At 43.9% G+C, this 19,202-nt stretch carries 14 protein-coding genes; 3 read left to right on the plus strand and 11 right to left on the minus strand.

All coding sequences use genetic code 11. The features are described 5' to 3' along the window. Positions 1 to 173: 173 nt before the first annotated feature. The 11 genes from IUA53_RS09630 to IUA53_RS09680 form a co-directional block, all read right to left on the minus strand. Positions 174 to 2,243 carry a TonB-dependent receptor family protein gene (locus IUA53_RS09630; protein ID WP_196899353.1) on the minus strand — a complete coding sequence of 690 codons (2,070 nt, stop codon included), beginning with the start codon at positions 2,241 to 2,243 and terminating at the stop codon, positions 174 to 176. 560 nt (positions 2,244 to 2,803) lie between these two features. Continuing rightward, on the minus strand, positions 2,804 to 6,013 hold the full coding sequence (locus tag IUA53_RS09635) for an efflux RND transporter permease subunit (RefSeq protein WP_020744071.1): 3,210 nt from the start codon (positions 6,011 to 6,013) through the stop codon (positions 2,804 to 2,806). Positions 6,014 to 6,028: 15 nt separating this feature from the next. Next, complete coding sequence (locus tag IUA53_RS09640) at positions 6,029 to 7,336, minus strand: efflux RND transporter periplasmic adaptor subunit (RefSeq protein ID WP_020744072.1); 1,308 nt, start codon at positions 7,334 to 7,336, stop codon at positions 6,029 to 6,031. Positions 7,337 to 7,340: 4 nt separating this feature from the next. Next, positions 7,341 to 8,696, minus strand: a complete 1,356-nt coding sequence (locus IUA53_RS09645; RefSeq protein WP_231401300.1) for a TolC family protein — start codon at positions 8,694 to 8,696, stop codon at positions 7,341 to 7,343. Positions 8,697 to 8,764: 68 nt separating this feature from the next. Beyond that, positions 8,765 to 9,142, minus strand: a complete 378-nt coding sequence (locus IUA53_RS09650) for a hypothetical protein (protein WP_071981290.1) — start codon at positions 9,140 to 9,142, stop codon at positions 8,765 to 8,767. Between the two features lie 19 nt (positions 9,143 to 9,161). After that, the gene (locus tag IUA53_RS09655) at positions 9,162 to 10,067 is read right to left on the minus strand and encodes a cation diffusion facilitator family transporter (RefSeq protein ID WP_196899355.1); all 906 of its coding nucleotides are present in this window, start codon (positions 10,065 to 10,067) and stop codon (positions 9,162 to 9,164) included. A 215-nt stretch (positions 10,068 to 10,282) separates the two neighbouring features. Next, positions 10,283 to 13,417 carry an efflux RND transporter permease subunit gene (locus IUA53_RS09660; protein WP_196899357.1) on the minus strand — a complete coding sequence of 1,045 codons (3,135 nt, stop codon included), beginning with the start codon at positions 13,415 to 13,417 and terminating at the stop codon, positions 10,283 to 10,285. Between the two features lie 60 nt (positions 13,418 to 13,477). Continuing rightward, entirely contained in the window at positions 13,478 to 14,413 is a 936-nt protein-coding gene (locus IUA53_RS09665) for an efflux RND transporter periplasmic adaptor subunit (RefSeq protein WP_015065925.1), read from the minus strand. After that, on the minus strand, positions 14,413 to 15,747 hold the full coding sequence (locus IUA53_RS09670; RefSeq protein WP_196899359.1) for a TolC family protein: 1,335 nt from the start codon (positions 15,745 to 15,747) through the stop codon (positions 14,413 to 14,415). The genes IUA53_RS09665 and IUA53_RS09670 overlap by 1 nt, the downstream gene beginning before the upstream one ends. A gap of 72 nt (positions 15,748 to 15,819) precedes the next feature. After that, on the minus strand, positions 15,820 to 16,236 hold the full coding sequence (locus IUA53_RS09675) for a hypothetical protein (RefSeq protein ID WP_231401301.1): 417 nt from the start codon (positions 16,234 to 16,236) through the stop codon (positions 15,820 to 15,822). After that, positions 16,202 to 16,819 (minus strand): cation transporter, encoded by a 618-nt coding sequence (locus IUA53_RS09680; protein WP_196899361.1) that lies wholly within the window; start codon positions 16,817 to 16,819, stop codon positions 16,202 to 16,204. Before IUA53_RS09680 ends, IUA53_RS09675 begins: the two co-directional genes overlap by 35 nt. 79 nt (positions 16,820 to 16,898) lie before the next feature. Here IUA53_RS09680 and cadR point away from each other — a divergent pair, with 79 nt between their 5' ends. From cadR to IUA53_RS09695, 3 genes are all read left to right on the plus strand, one after another. Then, positions 16,899 to 17,288 carry a Cd(II)/Pb(II)-responsive transcriptional regulator gene (gene cadR / locus IUA53_RS09685; protein ID WP_105937005.1) on the plus strand — a complete coding sequence of 130 codons (390 nt, stop codon included), beginning with the start codon at positions 16,899 to 16,901 and terminating at the stop codon, positions 17,286 to 17,288. 128 nt (positions 17,289 to 17,416) lie between these two features. After that, a complete protein-coding gene (locus tag IUA53_RS09690) occupies positions 17,417 to 18,181 on the plus strand; it encodes a helix-turn-helix transcriptional regulator (RefSeq protein ID WP_196899363.1) in 765 nt (254 codons plus the stop codon). Positions 18,182 to 18,257: 76 nt separating this feature from the next. Continuing rightward, positions 18,258 to 19,100 (plus strand): sterol desaturase family protein, encoded by an 843-nt coding sequence (locus IUA53_RS09695; protein WP_196899364.1) that lies wholly within the window; start codon positions 18,258 to 18,260, stop codon positions 19,098 to 19,100. Positions 19,101 to 19,202 lie beyond the last annotated feature (102 nt).

Raw genomic sequence — 19,202 nt, forward strand, 5'->3', positions numbered from 1 at the left:
GAACTTACTAAGAAAAGTCTCTTCGGTATTGGCGGCTGATCATGTTGCGTGTATTTGTTCCAGCTGCTAACCGTGTTTTAGTTTTACATACAAATTAACGGTTACCAAAGGTGCATAACACTAATCCCGCAACAATAATGCGGAATTAGTGCATTTCTGTCTAAAAGTATACACTAGAACCGATAATTTACGCCAATTTCAAACGAACGCTCAGGGCCAACATAAATACCTTGTCGCATGCCGGTGATGTAGCGTTTATCAGTTAGGTTTTTGATAGCGCCGAATACCTTCATATTTTTGTTAACGGTATAACTAGCGTTTACATCTAACAAGGTATAAGCAGGTAACAAGCCACCCCAAATGCCACCCGCGGCATCATCAGGTATGTCTACTGTGTTGCTTGCATCACCATATTGTTCGCCTCGATGATGCACGGTTAATGCCCCGCTTAACTTATCACTTTCATAACTCAAAGCAACATTGGCAATTACTTTTGGCGCATACGGAAGTCGGTTTCCACTATTTTCTCCTGTTTTAAATTCTGAAGTTGGGATAAACGTAGCGTTAGTATCAATATAAAAGCCACTACCAATATCATAGGCTAACAGCAATTCCATACCTAAATGTTCAGTTTCACCGCCGTTGGACTGAGACAAATTAGGGTCGCTATTACCCGTTACCACTTGATTGCTAAAGTCCATGATAAAAGCGGCTGCTTCATAAGTAATGTCGCCCTGCTTTCCTCTGAGGCCTAGCTCATAGTTAGTTGAACGCTCTCCATCTAAGTTTTGATCGCTCAGCCCGTCAAGTGCCACACCGTTTGAAGCGGGCGAGAAAGCGCGGTAAACACCACCATAAATTTGTGCCGAATCATTCAAGTCGTAAGTTGCGCCAACACCGGGTAGAATTTCGGTGTTGCTGGTTGTTGCTTCTGCATTATCGTTGGTTAGTATTATTCTTTTTTGCTCATAGGACTCTACTCTAAGGCCGGGTGTAAAAGCAAAAGCATTGCTTAATTGAATACGGCTTTGGGCATAGCCGGCATAGCTTTGCGCCGAATCAATACGGTGGCGATCGTTTGCTCCTGTGCGATCGGAGCTGCGCAGCGCTCGAATTCGGGTGTCGTTTGACTCCTCTTGCATGAAACGTAAGCCAAATTCACTGTTGGCTTCTACACCCATAAGGCTGTGTTCTAAAGTCAAGCGAGTTTCTATTCCAACGCGCTCAAACGAGCGATTATTTCCGGTTAAACTGTCGGTATATACCCAACTATTGGCCTCGTTTGAGGCCTCAGTATCAACACTATAACGCCAATAATCGCGGCTCACGTCACTCCAATAAACAAGGGTGTTTAGGGTTGCGTCGTTAGATAATGACCATTCGTGATTAATATCAAACGCTGTACGCTCGGTTAAGTAGTAATCGTCTGGTGCAGGGTTGTAGTCTTCACCCGCTTCATACTCAGCTAGTAATAATCCACGATAAGAGATATTTGCGTCATTTTCATAACGCGATAGTTTAATGCCTAACTTTTGACCATTGTCAAAAATAACACCAGCTTTTGCCATTACATCGGTCATATCATAGCCTTTATCCATAAAGCCATCGCTGCTAGCGCGGGTTGCTAAAACACCAGCAAATGCATCCTCGTCTTCGTTTTTGCCACCCGCTTCTACAGTAATTTCTTGCATATTAAAGGAACCAGCACGGCCAGTGAGGATGACACCATCATCGGGTGTTTTAGTTTTATAATTCACTACGCCGCCTATTGTGGATGGGCCATAGCGAAGTGAAGCTGAGCCTTTCAGTACTTCAATTTGACTTACACGCTGAATACGGGGATTAAAATAACGGTCGTTACCAATAAAAAGACCCGGTGCAACGGGCACGCCATCTTCTAAAAGTAGAGACTTAGATTCACTTGCTGAAAGGCCCCGAATACCAATGTTAGACACTATGGCAGTTTCTTCTTCACTTTTAATATTCACACCGGGAATACTTCGCAAAACATCTTGTGTCGACAAAGGTTGAATTTTATCAATTTGATCTTGATTGATAATAACAACGCTACCCGTTTGTTTTAAAAGAGCGGAGGTGCTGTCGCCTATTACGCGAATAACTTCTATAGCAGGCATTAATTTGTCACCCGCCTCGCCTACATCGGGTGTTTCTTGAGCTAGTGAACTGAAAGATAGTAGTGCGGTCGAAACTGACAAAGTTAAGCGCGTTAGCTTTGTTTGCATAAAAAGTATTCCTTGGTGGGTAGTGATAAAAAGGCTTTAGATTTAATTTATGAATGATAATACGAATACCTATCATTAGCAATATTGCGCGCAACAAATGTCTTAATAACTGATAATTTATACTTTAGTAAATCACGTGATGAGTAATATTAGACACGTGAATTGTATGACGCTAAAACGGGAGTTCTAGATTGACGGTCGTATTCCGATTTACTTAAACACTGAATTCTCGAAATCAGGGGAAAAGTGTGCTAAGTCTCACCTGAACTGGTGTTCAAGTGATGCCAGAGTAGTGTCCAATTTCCCTAGCCTGGAACAGATCTAATTGGCGTTTTCTGCAATGATTAATGCAGTAGACTGGTGCGAGCAAGAATAGACGCTGTCCGACTAAAAAACGAGATGAATAGAGGCGGATATTGGACATCGAAAACTCTTGAACCGCCAGATCCAAGCGGAAACGCATATTTTTGTTTACTTGACAGGGCAGCTTAATGGGTGAACCCCTTATAAAGTGATAATCAGCCTGCCGATGCTCATCGCACACAGCAGGCCAGCTGAGCTTAAGAAGGCGCTCTTGCCATATCTTTTAACTTCCCTTTTGAAAACCAGGCGAATAGCACAGGTAATACAAATAGAGTTAAAAATGTAGCGGTTACCAAGCCACCAACGATTACACTCGCTAAAGGCTTTTGGATTTCAGCACCAACGCCATTAGACAGTAACATTGGAATAAGGCCTAGCGCAGATGTAATCGCTGTCATCAATACAGGGCGCAGTCTTGATGTAGCACCATCAAATACGGCGTCAGATACCGATAACCCGTCTGCAACACGCTGATTGATGCTTTCTACCATCACGACTCCGTTTAACACCGCTACGCCGAATAGGGTAATAAAACCTACGGAGCTCGGCACAGAAAGATATTGACCTGATAACCAAAGTGAAAATACCCCCCCGATAACAGCCAATGGTACATTTACAAGTATCAACATTGCCTGACCAAATGAAGCAAAAGCAAAGTACAATAATAAAGCTATTAACCCCAAAGAAAGTGGCACAACCAATGATAGTCGCTTCTGCGCTCGTTGCTGATTCTCAAATTGCCCGCCAATATCCACTGAATAGCCAGTAGGCAGTGCTAGCTGCTCATCAATAGATTGACGAATATCTGCCACCACGCTACCCATGTCTCGACCTTGAACATTTGCCTGGATAACAACTCGCCTCTGTACGTCATCACGTCTGACTTGCGGTGGACCAGAAGCAATCGTCACTTCTGCAACATCTCCTAAACGAACCCATGCACCTGACGGAGTTTGTAAGCGCAAGTCGGCTATCGTTTGACTGTTATTTCGAAATTGTTCAGCAAGCCTGACATAAATATCATAGCGCTCATTACCATTGATGATTTGGCCAGCGCTGGCTCCACCTAAACCTTCGCTTACGAGCTCCATTACATCACCCACGGCCAACCCATAGCGCGACAGAGCGCGGCGATTCGGTGTCACAATCAGTTGAGATTCACCGGCAATTTGCTCCATAGCAACATCTCTTGCACCTTCAACTTCTTTTACTAAAGCTTCAATGGCTTGGCCTTTTTCAGCCAAGATGTCAAGATCAGGTCCAAATAATTTAATGGCAAGTTGAGCTCTTACACCCGATAACAACTCGTCCACTCTTGTCGCGATAGGTTGAGAAAAATTGAAGAGCAAACCCGGATGTTGCTCCATTTTTTCTTCCATTAACGCTTGCAGTTCATAGCGGTTACTTGCACTTGTCCATTCAGGCACTGGCTTTAACCCGATATAAATTTCGATATTGTTTACAGGCTCAGGATCGCCTCCTATTTCGGCGCGACCGATACGCGACAATGTATAGGTGACTTCTGGAAACCCCATTAATATATTCTCAAGCTTAGGGGAGACCTCTAGGGCAGTATCTAAACTAGATGAAGGCGCTAAAGTAACACGCAAGTTAATGGTGCCCTCTTCCAGTTCTGGTACAAACTCTGTGCCAAGCCGAGGAAGCACTACACCAGCAGCGACTACCATAATTGCAGCAATTCCAATCACTACTTTTTTATGCAAAATTGCCCACGATAGCCCTTTGCGATACCCCGCGTCTAAAGGTTTCAACACAACGCTTTCTCGTGGTTTCACGCCTTTTTTAAATAGATACGTCGCCAATGCCGGTACAATAATCAGTGCAACTAATACCGCCGAAAGCATGGCCAACATAATACTAATAGCCATTGGTTGAAATAATTTTGCTTCAACGCCTTCAAAGCTAAACAAAGGCATGAATACCACAAGGATTATGGCTGTTGCGAAGAAGATAGGCCGGGCTACCTCCTTGCCCGCTTCTTGTAATCGCAAAGCGATACCGTGCGTATCATGGGACGAGTCTAATGGATCATCATCTTCAACATGTTCACCCAATTGTCGCTTGTGATCATGCTCAGCATCAGTGTGAGTCAAGTGTTTAAACATGTTTTCAACCATTACCACTGAGCCATCTACTAGCATGCCGATTGCCACTGCAATGCCCCCAAGCGACATAAGGTTGGCAGAAAGTCCAAACCACGACATGACCATTAAGGCAATACCAATAGAAATAGGGATCGAAATCAGGACTAAAAACGTGGCTCGTAGATTCATCAAAAATAAAGCTAGAATAACAATAATAAATACGAACGCTAACATTAGCGCATTTACAACCGTATCCACGGCTTGAGTAATTAAGTCAGCTTGATCGTAGAATACTTCAAAACTCACGCCATCAGGCAATGCTTGGTTAATTCGCTGAATACGAGCATTGACGCCATCAATTGTGGCTTTCGTGTTAGCTCCCATGCGCTTAAGTACAATGCCTGAGACGACTTCACCTAAGTTTTGAATGTTACCGTCGGCGTCTTTTCTGGTCATGGTGGCAGCACCCTGACGAATTTCGCTACCTAACTCAACGTTCGCCACATCGGATACAGTAATCGTTGTTCCGTCTACGGTTTTTAAAGGTACCTGACGTAATTGCTCTAACCCTTCCTCGCCATGATCTAACCAGCCAGTGCCTCTTATCACAAGTTGCTCCTGCCCTCGGTTCATATACCACCCCCCCACATTGGTATTATTCCGCTCAAGTGCTTCCATCACTATATCTTGAGTCAAGCCATATCCAAGTAATTGAGATGGATTGAGGTTAACTTGGTATTGGCGTACTTCCCCACCAAAAGAGAGCACATCCGTTACGCCATCGGCAGGAAGCAGCAGCAATTTCACCACCCAATCATTTAAACTACGCAACGCCATAGCGTCTAGGCCTGAATCGGGCTCAGCCAACAATAGATACTGATACACTTGCCCCAATCCTGATGTGTTGGGTCCCATTTCTGGCGTACCGACGCCCTCGGGAATTAACTCTTTAGCCGCTTGCAGACGCTCGAATACCAATTGACGTGCAAAATAGATATCTGTGTCCTCGCTAAACACAACGGTCACACCTGAAAGACCTGTTTTGGAAATAGAGCGCACTTCCATCACATCCGGTAAGGCATACATCACCGCTTCTATTGGATAAGTAATTAACTGCTCTACTTCTTCGGCAGCTAACCCCGGTGCTTCTGTATTGACAGATACTTGCACGTTGGTGACATCTGGAAATGCATCCAAATTCAGTTTTGGAATAACAAAAACCGCGCTGACTATTAACGTTGTCAGAGCAATCACCACTAACAAACGATTAGTAACAGCCCAATCAATTAATTTATTAAACATAAAGACTCCTCCTAATTAGTGGTTGTGTGGGTCAAAACCGCCTTTAGCGATTTGTGAAGCGACAAAAAAAGCACCTTCGCTTACTACGCGAGAACCCGGCTCTACACCGGTTATTTCCCGCAAGCCACCAAGCGCTCTTCCAAGTTCAACTTCGACGGGTAAAAACTCGCCGGGATGATCTTCTACAAATACCATCCAGTCTCCATCGGGCCCTCGCATTAGCGCACTTTCTGAAACAGCCATTACCGGCATTTTTGTCAGAAAACGGAAATACACCTCGGCAAATTGACCAGGATGCAAACGATGTTCAGGGTTGCTCACTAATAGCCGAACCGTTCTCGTTCGAGTAATTGGGTCAATGGTATGTGCCTCTTGTGTAACCGTTGCATCAACTGTGAAGTCTCCCACTTTGATTTGTGCCGGAGAACCTGCACCTAACCGCAGGTTAATATTCGATGGTAGATGCGCTTCTACCCAAAGTTCACTTTCATCTGCCAACGAGATCAACGGCTCTCCCGCATCAATACGCTGACCTTGTTCAAACGAGTCACTGAGTACCGCGCCATCAATTTCAGCACGTAAGCTATATTCTCCTAATGCTATTGATTGCTGTGAGGTGAGCGTTTTCAAATCTGCATCGGATAAACCATATGAGATTAATACTGCACTAGCCGCTTCAAAATTAGCTTTTGCATCAATGTAGCGCTGCTCTCCAACAGTTTTTCGACCAAGTCCTTTTACTCTTTCCCATTCTGGATATGTTGTTCGGTAATTGGCTTGTGCTTGCGCAACGGTTTCGCTAAAAAGCGTGACAAGCACTTGGCCTTTATTTACCCTGTCTCCCAATGCCACATGACGACGCGTGACAACGGATGCCACTCTGGGTGATACTCTATAGCTGCTATAGCCGTTTGATAATATTTCACCCGGTGCATACAAAGTATAATTGACAATTTTGGGGCTTAGTGTGCTTACTTTAATGTTGGCTAATGCCATTTGATTGGAGTCTAGCGATGCAGAAGCAGATTCATCATGCTCTTCATCGTCTTTATTCTCGCTTTCACCTTTATCATGAGCATGTTCGCTTTCGTGATCATCATGTTCATCGGCCCCCTCGCCTCCGTGCTCATCATGCTTTTGACCATCTTGTAGTTCATGTTCTTCATGACCATCATCAGTATGTTCGTCATGCTTATCTTGTATGCTTTTATCAATTCTTGTTACCGTTTCATTGTGAGCATGCTTTTGATCAGACTCTTGTGCGAAACTTGGTGCAGCGCCGACATATGAGGCGATGAAAACTGCTAATACTGTTTTATTCATTTTGTTAATCCTGATGATCAATAGAGAAATCGTGTTGAACTGGGGGCAAGTCGATAAGGCGACCTGATTGCAGCATGAGATTTTTCAATGCTATGCGCGTTTGCTTTTCCAGCTCTATGCCAGACAGTAAGCTTTCTGCGCGTTGATTCAGTGCTAGCAGGTAATTAGTTGTTGATAAATCGCCACTTCGCCACTGCTTTTCTAACAAATTAGCACTACTCTCGATGCGACTCTTTACGAGCGATTGCCATTGTGAAAACTGCTGGTTGTAGCTTTGCCATGCGCCAAACGCACCTTGTAAATCGAAACGTAGTTTCTGATACTGCGCTCTAAAACGTGCTTCGGTTTCTAACGCCATTCGTTCAGCGGAACGAGTTTCTGCACTGTAATTATTACGAATGTTTAACGGTATAGAAAAGGTCAGTCCAACGACGTTTTCTCGCTCTTCCCGCCCCGCATTAATACCAAAAGTAGGATTTGCTTTTGCATTACGTCTAGTGACTTCTGCTTCTTCTTTTTGCGTGAGCCATTGCGCATAAGCTTTAGCTATTTTGGGGTGCTTTAGTAATTCTTCATCAGACGGATATGCAACTTTAGAAGGCCAAAACTCGTCCGGTATCCGCCCTCGCTCTGGCTCCCAATCAGGAAGTAACTCACGCACTATTGCTTCGGCCATTTGAAGTTGAGCCTCTGCTCCCGCCACTTGAGCAAATTGTTTCGATAACGACAAAAAGGTAAGCTCTGCATCGATACTCCCTAGATCACCAGCCGCTTGACGTATTTCGACCAATTCAAGTAACGAATTAAGTTGCTGTTGTTGTGATTTTGCAATTACAGCGGCACTTCTTGCTGCACGCCAATTGATTAATGCATCAATAGCATCAGCTGATTTGTTTAAAACGACTTCTTGGTATTGAGCTTGTGCAGCAGTGCGCATAAAACCCGCTTTTTGTCGCCTTGCGCCTTGCCTGTCCCAAAGGTCGATTGTCTGTTCAACACCCACGCTGTAGTCATTGTTATCGCCATTACGCGTATAGTCAGTTGACAATTCAGGGTTATAAAGGGCTCGTTCAGAAGCATCAGCGAGCGCACCTGTGCTTAACAATTGTTCTTTGGCCGCGACAATATCGGGATGTTTGTTTATCTGTGAAGAGAACCAACTTTCCCAGTTCTGATTTTGCGCATGAGCAAAAATCGGTACAAACAATAAGCAAGTGCACAGCAGTTTGGTGCCATTAAATGTAAGTAAGCTAAGCCGTCTCAATGATGTGGCTTTTGTTGTTTGAATACGCTTAAAAGGCGCAGATAGCAGTGGCGACCTGACATGCAGGTCACGCCCAATAAAATGAGTAAGATTCATAATAATCCTAAAATTAAATAATAACGGACGTCGCGTTTAAGGTTATCGCGACTAGCTTTAAACAGAATTTAGGATTTTTGCTTAGGTGGGCGCAGTAAGCGGTTGATAGGTGCGTCTATAAGAGCATCTAGATAGTTAAAGTTGTGGTTTGACACCACGTGATGGTGTTTATTGATACTGTCATGACCGACCCACTGAACATGTGTACCATGGCAATGACCACAGTGATGACAGTCGGCTGGATTATGCTGCCCCTGTACTTGGTCGGTACTTGCATCTTGCGTACTTGTTGATGACAAACTCTTATCATGCTCAGCATGATTGTGTTCATGTTGCAAATGTTGAGTGTCTATTGCATCAAAATCTAACGAATTGGCCACAGCAGAAAACGACTGAAAGAGTATCAGCGAGATCATGATGTAACATATACGTTTTAAATTTTTCATAACAAGTAGCATACCAAACCTATTTCATTTCGTCACGACATTGTTCATCGGCAAATTCTAGCTCAACTGTAGTATGTTCAAAATGATACTTGGCTAATGAGCTTTGTATGCTCTCTTTTAATGACTGAATGTGTTCAACACTAACTTCTCCTTTTAAGACAAGGTGGACAGTCATAACATTGCGCTCTCCGTCTAACGACCAAATATGAAAATGATGGAGGTCGCTTACCTTATCGTTTGCAAGCAAGTCGTTTCGGATTGTTGACATTTGCTCTTCATCTGGCGTTGCCTGTAAAAATAGCATCAGGGTTTCTTTTAGGTTACGAAACACATTGAAGAGGATGAACAAAGTGAAGCCAATGGATAAGATGGGATCTAAAATCGCCCAAGGCTTGAACATTAAGACGATGGATACGATAAATACTGCCACCCAACCGAGAACATCTTCTAACAAGTGCCAATTAAGCACTCGTTCGTTTAATGACGTTCCTTCGCTTAGTTTATAAGCGGCAAAACCGTTTACTGCCATACCAAAAATAGATAAGGCTAACATTCCCTCTACTTGGGGCATTTCAGGCTCTGCTAAACGAGGGATTGCTTCAAACAAGATCCAAATAGAGCCTATGGTCAATACAACTCCGTTGATTAACGCCCCCAATAGTGAAAACCGCTTATAGCCATAGGAAAAAGTGCGATTGGCATCTTTATCGCTAAGTTTATTTAAGCCCCAAGAAGTACCAATCGACAAACTATCGCCTAAATCATGAACAGCGTCCGCCATAATAGCGGTACTGTTCGTTAGCCAGCCACCAATAAACTCGATAATGGTGAACACCACATTTAGGAAAAACGCCCAACCAATACGCTTTGACGCATCACTCGAACGCCCATGTGAATGGTCGTGACTATGATTGTGACTGTGCATGATTTAACCTTTTAAACACATGATGTTTTGCTTCTTTACTAAAGTTCATAAAGCCCCTCCTACATATCTAATGTAGTTGCTTGGAGCGTCCTATTCATTTTCTTAACAGTATTACCGATATAGTTATAAAAAACCAATGACACCATCAACTATTACTTTTCAGCGTTTGTATTTCAAAGGTCGATACTAGGAATCGACCTTCTCCATAACTATTATTAACTAGCGTGATTAATCGTCAATTTAGTTAGATGTCTCCCATACACAATTCTGTAGAGAACTGGTAGAACAACCAAAGTAAGCAGTGTCGAGGACAAAATGCCGCCAATCACAACAGTGGCCAACGGTCTTTGCACTTCTGCACCTATGCCCGTATTCAGCGCCATGGGCACAAATCCAAGGCTTGCAACTAATGCTGTCATTAATACCGGACGCAAGCGAATAAGAGCCCCTTCAACAATGCTATTCACTAATTCTCCGGTTTCTAGCAAACGTTGCTTGATGAATGACAGCATTACCAATCCGTTTAATACGGCAATCCCAGACAGTGCGATAAACCCTACCGACGCGGATATGGATAAAGGCATATCCCTTAACCAAAGAGACATTACACCGCCTGTTAATGCCAAAGGGATACCTGTGAAGATAATTAACGCATCACGTATTGAACCAAACGCAATTACCAGCATAGTCAAAATCACAAACAACGTAACCGGTACCACAATCGTCAATCGTTGACTCGCACTTTCGAGCTGCTCAAAGGTTCCACCATAGTCGAGCCAATAACCAGCAGGTAAATTTACTTCATCATTAATTCTCGCCTGAGCTTCCTCAACAAAAGTGCCAATATCTCTGTCACGCACATTTGCTGTGACAACAATACTACGTTTGCCATTTTCCCGGCTTATTTGGCTAGGTACTTCTTTAAATGCAAGTGTGGCTAATTCGCTCATTGGTACATGCTCACCAGAGGGCGTGACTATGGGAATGGTCTCAAGCTGAGTGAGTTCATTTCGAATGTCGTCGGCATATCGCACGACAATTTTAAAGCGTCTGTCGCCCTCAAAAATCATTCCAGCGGTTTCTCCACCTGTCGCAGCATTGAGCCATAACTGCAAGTCGGCTATATCCAAACCAAAGCGTGCCAATTGATCAGGCTTTGGTGTGACGGTGAAGATTGGAATGCCTTCTACCTGCTCAAGCCTCGCGTCATCAGCCCCTTCAATCGTTGAAATAACGGTCAAAATGTCAGAAGCAGATGCAAAGAGCGTATCTAAGTCATCCCCAAATAGCCTTATCCCCAAATCTGCCCTTACGCCACTAATCAATTCGTTAAAACGCATTTGTATAGGTTGCGTAAATTCATAATTATTGCCGGGCAAAGTAAACAAGTCCTCTTCAAACGTTTTCACTAACTCAGCTTTTGTCATTGATGGATCGGGCCATTGCTCCCTAGGCTTTAAAATAACAAACGTATCAGTAATGTTTGGTGGCATAGGGTCGGTGGCGACCTCACCCGTACCCGTGCGACCGAATACCGTCTGTACTTGCTCATACTGCATAAGTTTCGCTTCAAGAGTTTTTTGCATTTCAACTGCTTGTTCTACCCCTGTCCCAGGGATGCGTATCGCCTGTACTAAGATATCACCTTCATTGAGCTGAGGAATAAACTCCGAGCCTAATTTACTGCCCATCCATAAACTGCCGACAACCAAAGCACTCGCTGCTACTACCACTAGCCATCTAAAACGCAGCGCTCCGGTTAAAACAGGACGATAGACTGCCTTTGCACCTTTAATAATTGGGCTTTCTTTTTCGCTAATTTTACCTCTCATGAAAATTGCTATCGCCGCAGGCACTACGGTAAAACAAAATACCATTGCGGCAAGCAAAGCCATTATCACGGTCGCTGCCATGGGGTGGAACATTTTACCTTCGACGCCAGTGAGCGTGAACAAGGGGATATAAACAATGGTAATGATCAATACACCAAACAAACTGGGACGTATGACTTCATTAGTGGCTTCATAAACAACATTCAGCCTTTCTTTGAGCGGTAGAGTAGCGCCGTTTTGTTTCTGGGATTCGGATAATCGTCTGATACAGTTTTCAACAATGATAACTGCGCCATCGACAATCAAGCCAAAATCCAGTGCGCCTAAACTCATTAAGTTAGCAGACACATCGGTTTTGACCATACCCGATATCGTGGCAAGCATTGCCATGGGTATTACAGCGGCTGTAATAAGTGCAGCTCGCACATTCCCAAGCAAAACGAATAGCACAACGATGACAAGTAAAGCGCCCTCGACGAGGTTTTTCTGTACTGTGTCGATGGTTTTGTCAACGAGGCTTGTTCTATCGTAAACCGCTTCAAGGATAACGCCCTCGGGTAAGCTTGTTTTAATGGTTTCGAGCTTACTGTCCACAGCTTTGGCGACCGTACGAGAGTTTTCTCCCACTAACATCATTGTCGTGCCAATCACTGTTTCTTGGCCATTTAACGTGCCGGCTCCAGAGCGCAGCTCTTTACCGAGGTTGATTTGGGCGATGTCTTGAATTTTTACCGGTACGCCATCAATGATCTTAACAACCACTTGGCCGATATCGTCGATGCCCTTCAGTTGGGCTTCCGATCTGATCAGTACTTGTTGCCCATTTTGTTCTACAAAACCAGCGCCTTGATTCGCATTGTTGCGTTCTAGCGCACTGAGAAGGTCACCTGTACTTATCCCAAAGTTTATCATTGCGACTGGATTAGGATTCACATGATATTGCTTTTCAAATCCGCCTATCGCATAAACCTCGGTCACCCCCTCAACAAGCGACAATTGGGGCTTAACTACCCAATCATGGATCTCCCTTAATGCCATAGCATCATAGGGTTGACCGTTGTCCTGTCGCGCCTGAGGCTCAGCACTTAACGAGTACATGTAAATTTCACCCAAGCCTGTGGCGATAGGGCCCATTTCAGGGGTTAACCCTGTTGGCAATTGCGCCGCGATGGCGGTGAGACGCTCGTTGACGAGATTTCGTGCGAAATATAAATCGGTGCCCTCTTTAAACACGACTGTGACTTGCGACAAGCCATAGCGTGATATCGAGCGGGTATACGATAAATTAGGCAAACCGGCCAGCGAGGTTTCAACTATAAACGTTATGCGTTGCTCAGTCTCCAAAGGCGAGTAACCTGGGGTTGCGGTATTTATCTGCACTTGCACGTTGGTGATATCAGGCACAGCATCAATCGGCAGTTGTTTGTAACTGTACATACCAAAAAAGGCGACAAACAAGGCGAACAACATCATGACACCACGGCGCTCAATGGATAGACGGAGTATTGGTGCAATCATGCTCTCACCTCACCGTTTTTATGGACTTGGCTTTGCTTTTGACAATAAATGCGCAGGTAATTAGTCATCATCGCCCGCCTCCATTTTTAATAAATCAGCTTTTAGTAGATAGCTATTTTCTACAACGACTTGCTGGCCTATTTGAACGCCCTTCACAATCTCTACTAAACGGTTGTCCGTGTTCCCAAGTTTTACTTGGCGGGGGTAAAATCGTTCCCCTTCTTTGACAAAAACAATGGTTTGCCCATCTAACTCTTGTATTGAACTTTTGGGGAGAGCCAGATTGACTTCTTGGAACCCAATCTGAATATAACCCTCTACCATAGCGCCTAAAGGCCAATAACCACTGCCATTATCAACGTTTACAAACGCGATAGAATAGGGTTTGTCATCCGGTGAGGACGTAATGTGGCTTATACTTGATTGTTGCTGCAATTCCTCAAGCCTTAAAGTGACTTCCATATCAGCGGCAATATGAGTACGTTGTTTGGGGAAAATAGCCAATTGAGCAATTGCGCGAGAGTAATTAGCAACAGAAAGCAGCACTTGACCGTTGGTGAGCTCACCATCATTGGCGTGTCTAGCTATGATTTTTCCAGACATCGGTGAGGTGATTGAGTATTGATTTAAACTCTCGTTTGACTCAATGATTGCCAGTGTGTCACCTTTTTCTACTTTATCTCCAATATTCACCATGATACGTTTTACAACACCGTCGAAGCGGGCACGAATATGACTCAGTGACGCAGGATCATGAACTATCCGCCCAAATGTTCTGGTTGTGAGCGATAATGATCCTGACGCGGCTGAAGCAGTCACGATATCGTGTTCAAGCATCCGTTCTTGAGATAACACTACGTACTCGGGTCTTTCTTCGGCTTCCTCATCGTCATCATCAGCCAGGGCGACAGTAGCAAACAGTAAAGTCAGTAGCATGGCTAACACGCCAAGCAAGTCACGTGCGCTAGTGAGTAATGTAAATTGTGATGTATTCATTATTTTTTCTCTAGTAATTCTGATGATTGAGCAGACGTCGAGGGAGAGTCAGAAAACACGGGAATTCCCGTAAGTGCCTCTAGATCTGCGCTTCGAAGGTGAACTAAGCCTGCGGCTTTTATCATAGTTCGTTGCATATCTATGAGTTGCTGTTGCGTTGTCACCCACTCTATATAGTTGTAGCGACCACTTTCATAGCCATCCCGCGCCAATTTCAATGCAGATTCCAATGTGGGAACGACATTGTCTTGAAGGGTCGTAACAGTGAGCAAGGCTTGGTCTTTTGCGCTAATGACTTGATTTAATTGGCGAGTGAGTTCACGAATTTTCGCTTGTTTTTGATAGTCGATACTGTCAAGCAATGCGCGCTGTTGTTCGTATTCTCCTAGATTCCGCTGCTTGGTATTTAACGGCACCGAAATACTGGCGACTAACGCTGTGTCATTAATTCCCTGCATTCTTCGGATACCGGCTTCCCACGCAATATCAAACAGCTGGCTAGTCTGAACCACTCTTAGTCGGGCCTCTTGAACCCGATAATTATCAGCATAAAGCAAAACGTGTGGATTGCTTTGAAGCTGTGAAAGCATATGTTCAAGTGACAGTGAATTTGGAAACGATAACAGTGTCCCTTCAACTTCCGCAAACGCAGCGTTAGTGTCACCCCACATGATGGCCAGGTCGCGTTTATACTCATTGAGTTTTTGTTCACTTATCAATAACGACAAACGCGCCTGCGACAACGCTGACTCTGCACGTTTTTTCTCAAGTGGTGAAGAAGCCCCCGCTTCAACCCGTGTAGAGACTGTCTGAAGCATTGTGCGAGCCAGCATTTCAGCTCGTTGCTCAGTCTTGTGCAACGCTTGTTGGACAATGACATTGATATATCGTCGAGTTGTTTCACCCAAGATGTCCAGCGTACGAATGCGCCGTTGTGTAAGCAGTTGTGCTTTTTTTGAACTCACCACATTCATTCGGCCGCTGACTTTATCGCCAAGCTCGATGACCGACGATAAGGTCAGTGTCAATTCGGCATCTTTGATACCAGACACTTCGCCTGTTCCCAACACATTTTCAACTTCAACCCCAACAGACATTTCAGGTCGTAAGCTGGCCATTTTTGATTCACCATCCAAAGCCGAAGATTTAAATTCGAACACAACTAAATCTGGGTTGTTTGATAATGTGCGTTTGAGCGCATTTTCAAGCGTGATTGAAGACTTTTGCGCATTGGCAGATTGAACAGATATGCTCATGGTTACCAGTGCAGCAGATATCAATTTCAGATACGCTGAGCTAGCTTTTTTTATGCCCAATGGGCGTGAAGAACGCATAAAAGAACCTTTTGTTCATAAGATAACGACATACATGGAAAGCACCCATGCAAACATATAGGAGGGAATGGATTAATGTTGAGGTGGGCGCAAAAGGCCTTCGACTAGGCCGTCAGTGACGTTGCGGGAATAACTGTATTGATTGGTATATAACGGTTTAGCTACGTCATTTATTGGGTGTTGTGCCAGAAACTTAATCTGTCCACATTGACATAGCACACAATGGAAACACTTAGACTCTTCACTCGACGTATTATCACCAGCATTTACATTTTTTTCGGGAACATCATAAGTGCCTATCGACTTTGATTGTTCAGGGACTGACGATACCTCCGCAGGGTAGTCATCGCATTGAGCGGCGAACGAAAAGCCCGATTGACACATGAGCAAAGTAATAAGTAGCCATGCCAACCTACGCAGTTTTGATGTGCAATTAAAAATTGGCATGTTCTTATCAACTTTGCGCATTAAGCGCTCGCTGTCTTTCATTTCCAGCCTCTTCGAGGATCATTTTTGCCCCGCGCAACACAACGCACGAAACTATCACACCGATAACCAGATCAGGCCATCGAGAATCGAGCCAAAACACCAAAACGCCAGCAAAAATAACGCCTAAGTTGGCAATCACATCGTTGGCTGAAAATATCCAGCTTGCCCGCATATGCACTTCTTCATTTCTTTGTTTGCGTATGATCACAAGACAAATGACATTAGCAACCAGTGCAACTGCCCCCATAGCCATCATTAGTCCCGATACAGGTTCGCTACCGTAAATTGACCGTCTTACAATATCAATGATAATCAACACACCCAGTGCCATCTGAAAAAAGCCGCTAATTCTAGCCGCATTGGCTTTGTGCAATAGCGATTTACCAATAGCATAAAGGGCAACACCATAGACAACTGCGTCGGCGAGCATATCAAGTGAATCGGCTATTAATGCGGTTGAATCAGCAAGCAACCCGATCCCCATTTCTATAACAAACATTGTCGCGTTTATTCCCAAAAGCCAATACAAAACCTGTCGTTGAGACTGGTCTTTTATTTCAACTTCGCACCCACATCCGCTCATTAGAAACACACTCTTTACTGATGAATAGTATGAGTATAAAGTCTATACTTGGTATAGAGTCAACGGTTAGGAGAAAAAAATGAAAATTGGTGATGTCGCAAAGACGACAGGTTGTAGTATTCAGACCATTCGTTTTTATGAAAAGAAGGGGCTCTTGCCTGAGCTTAAGCGCTCAAGTGGAAATTATCGTGTCTACGACAAGGGGACTATTGAACAACTCCTGTTTATCAAACAGTGTCGTTCATTAGATATGTCTATCATGGAAGTAAAAACGCTAATGGACAGTCGTTCGAGGCCAGATCAGAGCTGTTCAAATATCAATACGTTAATAGCTAAGCATTTATCAGACGTCATTATTCGCATTGAAGAGCTAAACGCATTAAAGTCATCACTCGAAAATATGGCGTCAAAGTGTGATCAAAACAAAACCATTAGGGACTGTGGTATTTTAAATTATTTACACACTTAAAAGTGTAAGAAGCACACAATTTCATAGCGGGCGCTCACCTTAACTTGTATCTATCGGCTAACATTCGTCATGTGTATAGATTTGTGAAGCAAAAAATACTAGCCTGAACTTTTGATAATGAGTCAGCTATGCATATTCATTTGTGGCCCTACAAAGCGATTTACATCGGAGTCAGTCCTGATAATGATGTTCATGCACATCATGCAGTCCAAATTTGCATTGGTTTAGACAGAGACATCTCGGTTCAAGATTACAAGGCACAAAGTATTCACACCGGACAATGTATTGTGATTTTCGAAGATGTCCCTCACAAGCTTTTTGCGCAGGATGATCAAATTGTAGTCATCTATTTAGAGCCTGAGGATAGGCATAACCAACAATTTCTCACTGCCTTGCGTCAAACCAGGAGTGATGGAATTAATACTCTGCCGCTTACTGGTAAAGAATTGGGATACATTTCTCAGCATCTATTTACTGACGTCGATATCGACAAAGTGTGGAAAACAGTAAATAAAGCGGTAGGGCTAGTCTACAGTCCTGCGCTTTCATCGCGCCCAGAGGATAAACGGGTACGAGCGGTCATCGACATTATTGCTTCGCAGCGAGGTTGTGCAATCGATATGGCGTTTTTATCATCGAAGGTTTTCTTGTCCCCAAGTCGTCTCACACATCTTTTTAAGCAAGAAGTGGGTATACCTATTAGTCGTTTTATTGTCTGGTGGCGTGTGCGCGCCGCAATAGAACAACTGAGTAAGTCAGCAACATTGACTGAGGCTGCCCATGCTTCGGGTTTTTCTGACTTACCTCATATGAGTAAAACGTTTAAACAGCTGTTTGGATTTGCACCTTCCTCGTTATTCAAACCGCACACCATTAAAATTCACAGTAATTAGCCGTTTGATACAAGCCGAATCAAGTTTGACTAGGGAATAATATACGCATCAATAAAAACGCGAATGTGTAAATACTATGAGAACGTTGGTCCAATGGATGTTCAGTCCATTATTTTTTTTAAGCTTTATCTTTGCTGCAACCAGTATTTCCCAAAACACAGGATCTCCAGCTTGGCTTATCCCCCTGCTTTTATTCGCCATCGTCGTATCTTTTGTAGCTGAGAAATGGTTACCATATGAAAAAGCATGGAATACACCGCAGGGAGATTTCGGGCGAGATATAGTGCATGCCATTGTCAATGAAGGCTCTTTGGCTCTCACGGTCGCGTTTATCCCAATAATGACCGCGATAGTGCCCCACTTCAGTATTTGGCCTCACCATTGGCCACTACTAGTACAACTTGGCTTTGCCATCATCGTCGCTGACTTTGGGATAACGATGGCACATTATTTTAGTCATAAATACAAAGTGCTTTGGCGCTTACACGCGGTTCATCATAGCGTTGAACGAATGTACGGGTTCAATGGATTGTTAAAGCATCCCCTTCACCAAGCGATTGAACTAAGTGCAGGTACACTCCCATTACTTTTGATAGGTATGCCCTTAGAAATAGGCGCATTGTTAGGGTTTAGTGCTACCATACAGTTGCTGTTGCAACACTCTAACGTTGATATGCGGCTTGGCCCGCTAAAATATGTTTGGGCTGTTGCCCCAGGTCACCGACATCATCACGTAAAAGACGGTACCAGAGGTGACGTTAATTTTGGGTTGTTTACACATTTATGGGATCACCTCCTTGGCACATTCGTCACCAATTCTAATGAACGACCCTCACCACGTGATGGGGAGCTAGGAATTGGTAGTCAACCTAATTACCCACAAAATTATATCTCGCAGCTTTTTCAGCCTTTTAAGTGAAAGATTTAGCTTTTGGTTTTCTAATCAACTGCTCGACAATTGCTGCTCCAGACTATTATTCATGAGGAATATTACAAACATGTAATCAACCAGTAATAGCAG

Source organism: Alteromonas sp. B31-7 (genome assembly GCF_015767655.1).
Classification (GTDB): domain Bacteria; phylum Pseudomonadota; class Gammaproteobacteria; order Enterobacterales; family Alteromonadaceae; genus Alteromonas; species Alteromonas australica.

Excerpts from the sequence above, each read along its gene's own strand:
- IUA53_RS09675 (WP_231401301.1), bottom strand. The coding sequence starts at position 16,236 with ATGAAAGACAGCGAGCGCTTAATGCGCAAAGTTGATAAGAACATGCCA.
- IUA53_RS09655 (WP_196899355.1), bottom strand. The coding sequence starts at position 10,067 with ATGCACAGTCACAATCATAGTCACGACCATTCACATGGGCGTTCGAGT.
- IUA53_RS09690 (WP_196899363.1), top strand. The coding sequence starts at position 17,417 with ATGCATATTCATTTGTGGCCCTACAAAGCGATTTACATCGGAGTCAGT.
- IUA53_RS09650 (WP_071981290.1), bottom strand. The coding sequence starts at position 9,142 with ATGAAAAATTTAAAACGTATATGTTACATCATGATCTCGCTGATACTC.
- IUA53_RS09635 (WP_020744071.1), bottom strand. The coding sequence starts at position 6,013 with ATGTTTAATAAATTAATTGATTGGGCTGTTACTAATCGTTTGTTAGTG.
- IUA53_RS09645 (WP_231401300.1), bottom strand. The coding sequence starts at position 8,696 with ATGAATCTTACTCATTTTATTGGGCGTGACCTGCATGTCAGGTCGCCA.
- IUA53_RS09695 (WP_196899364.1), top strand. The coding sequence starts at position 18,258 with ATGAGAACGTTGGTCCAATGGATGTTCAGTCCATTATTTTTTTTAAGC.
- IUA53_RS09670 (WP_196899359.1), bottom strand. The coding sequence starts at position 15,747 with ATGCGTTCTTCACGCCCATTGGGCATAAAAAAAGCTAGCTCAGCGTAT.
- IUA53_RS09640 (WP_020744072.1), bottom strand. The coding sequence starts at position 7,336 with ATGAATAAAACAGTATTAGCAGTTTTCATCGCCTCATATGTCGGCGCT.
- IUA53_RS09665 (WP_015065925.1), bottom strand. The coding sequence starts at position 14,413 with ATGAATACATCACAATTTACATTACTCACTAGCGCACGTGACTTGCTT.
- cadR (WP_105937005.1), top strand. The coding sequence starts at position 16,899 with ATGAAAATTGGTGATGTCGCAAAGACGACAGGTTGTAGTATTCAGACC.
- IUA53_RS09680 (WP_196899361.1), bottom strand. The coding sequence starts at position 16,819 with ATGAGCGGATGTGGGTGCGAAGTTGAAATAAAAGACCAGTCTCAACGA.
- IUA53_RS09660 (WP_196899357.1), bottom strand. The coding sequence starts at position 13,417 with ATGATTGCACCAATACTCCGTCTATCCATTGAGCGCCGTGGTGTCATG.
- IUA53_RS09630 (WP_196899353.1), bottom strand. The coding sequence starts at position 2,243 with ATGCAAACAAAGCTAACGCGCTTAACTTTGTCAGTTTCGACCGCACTA.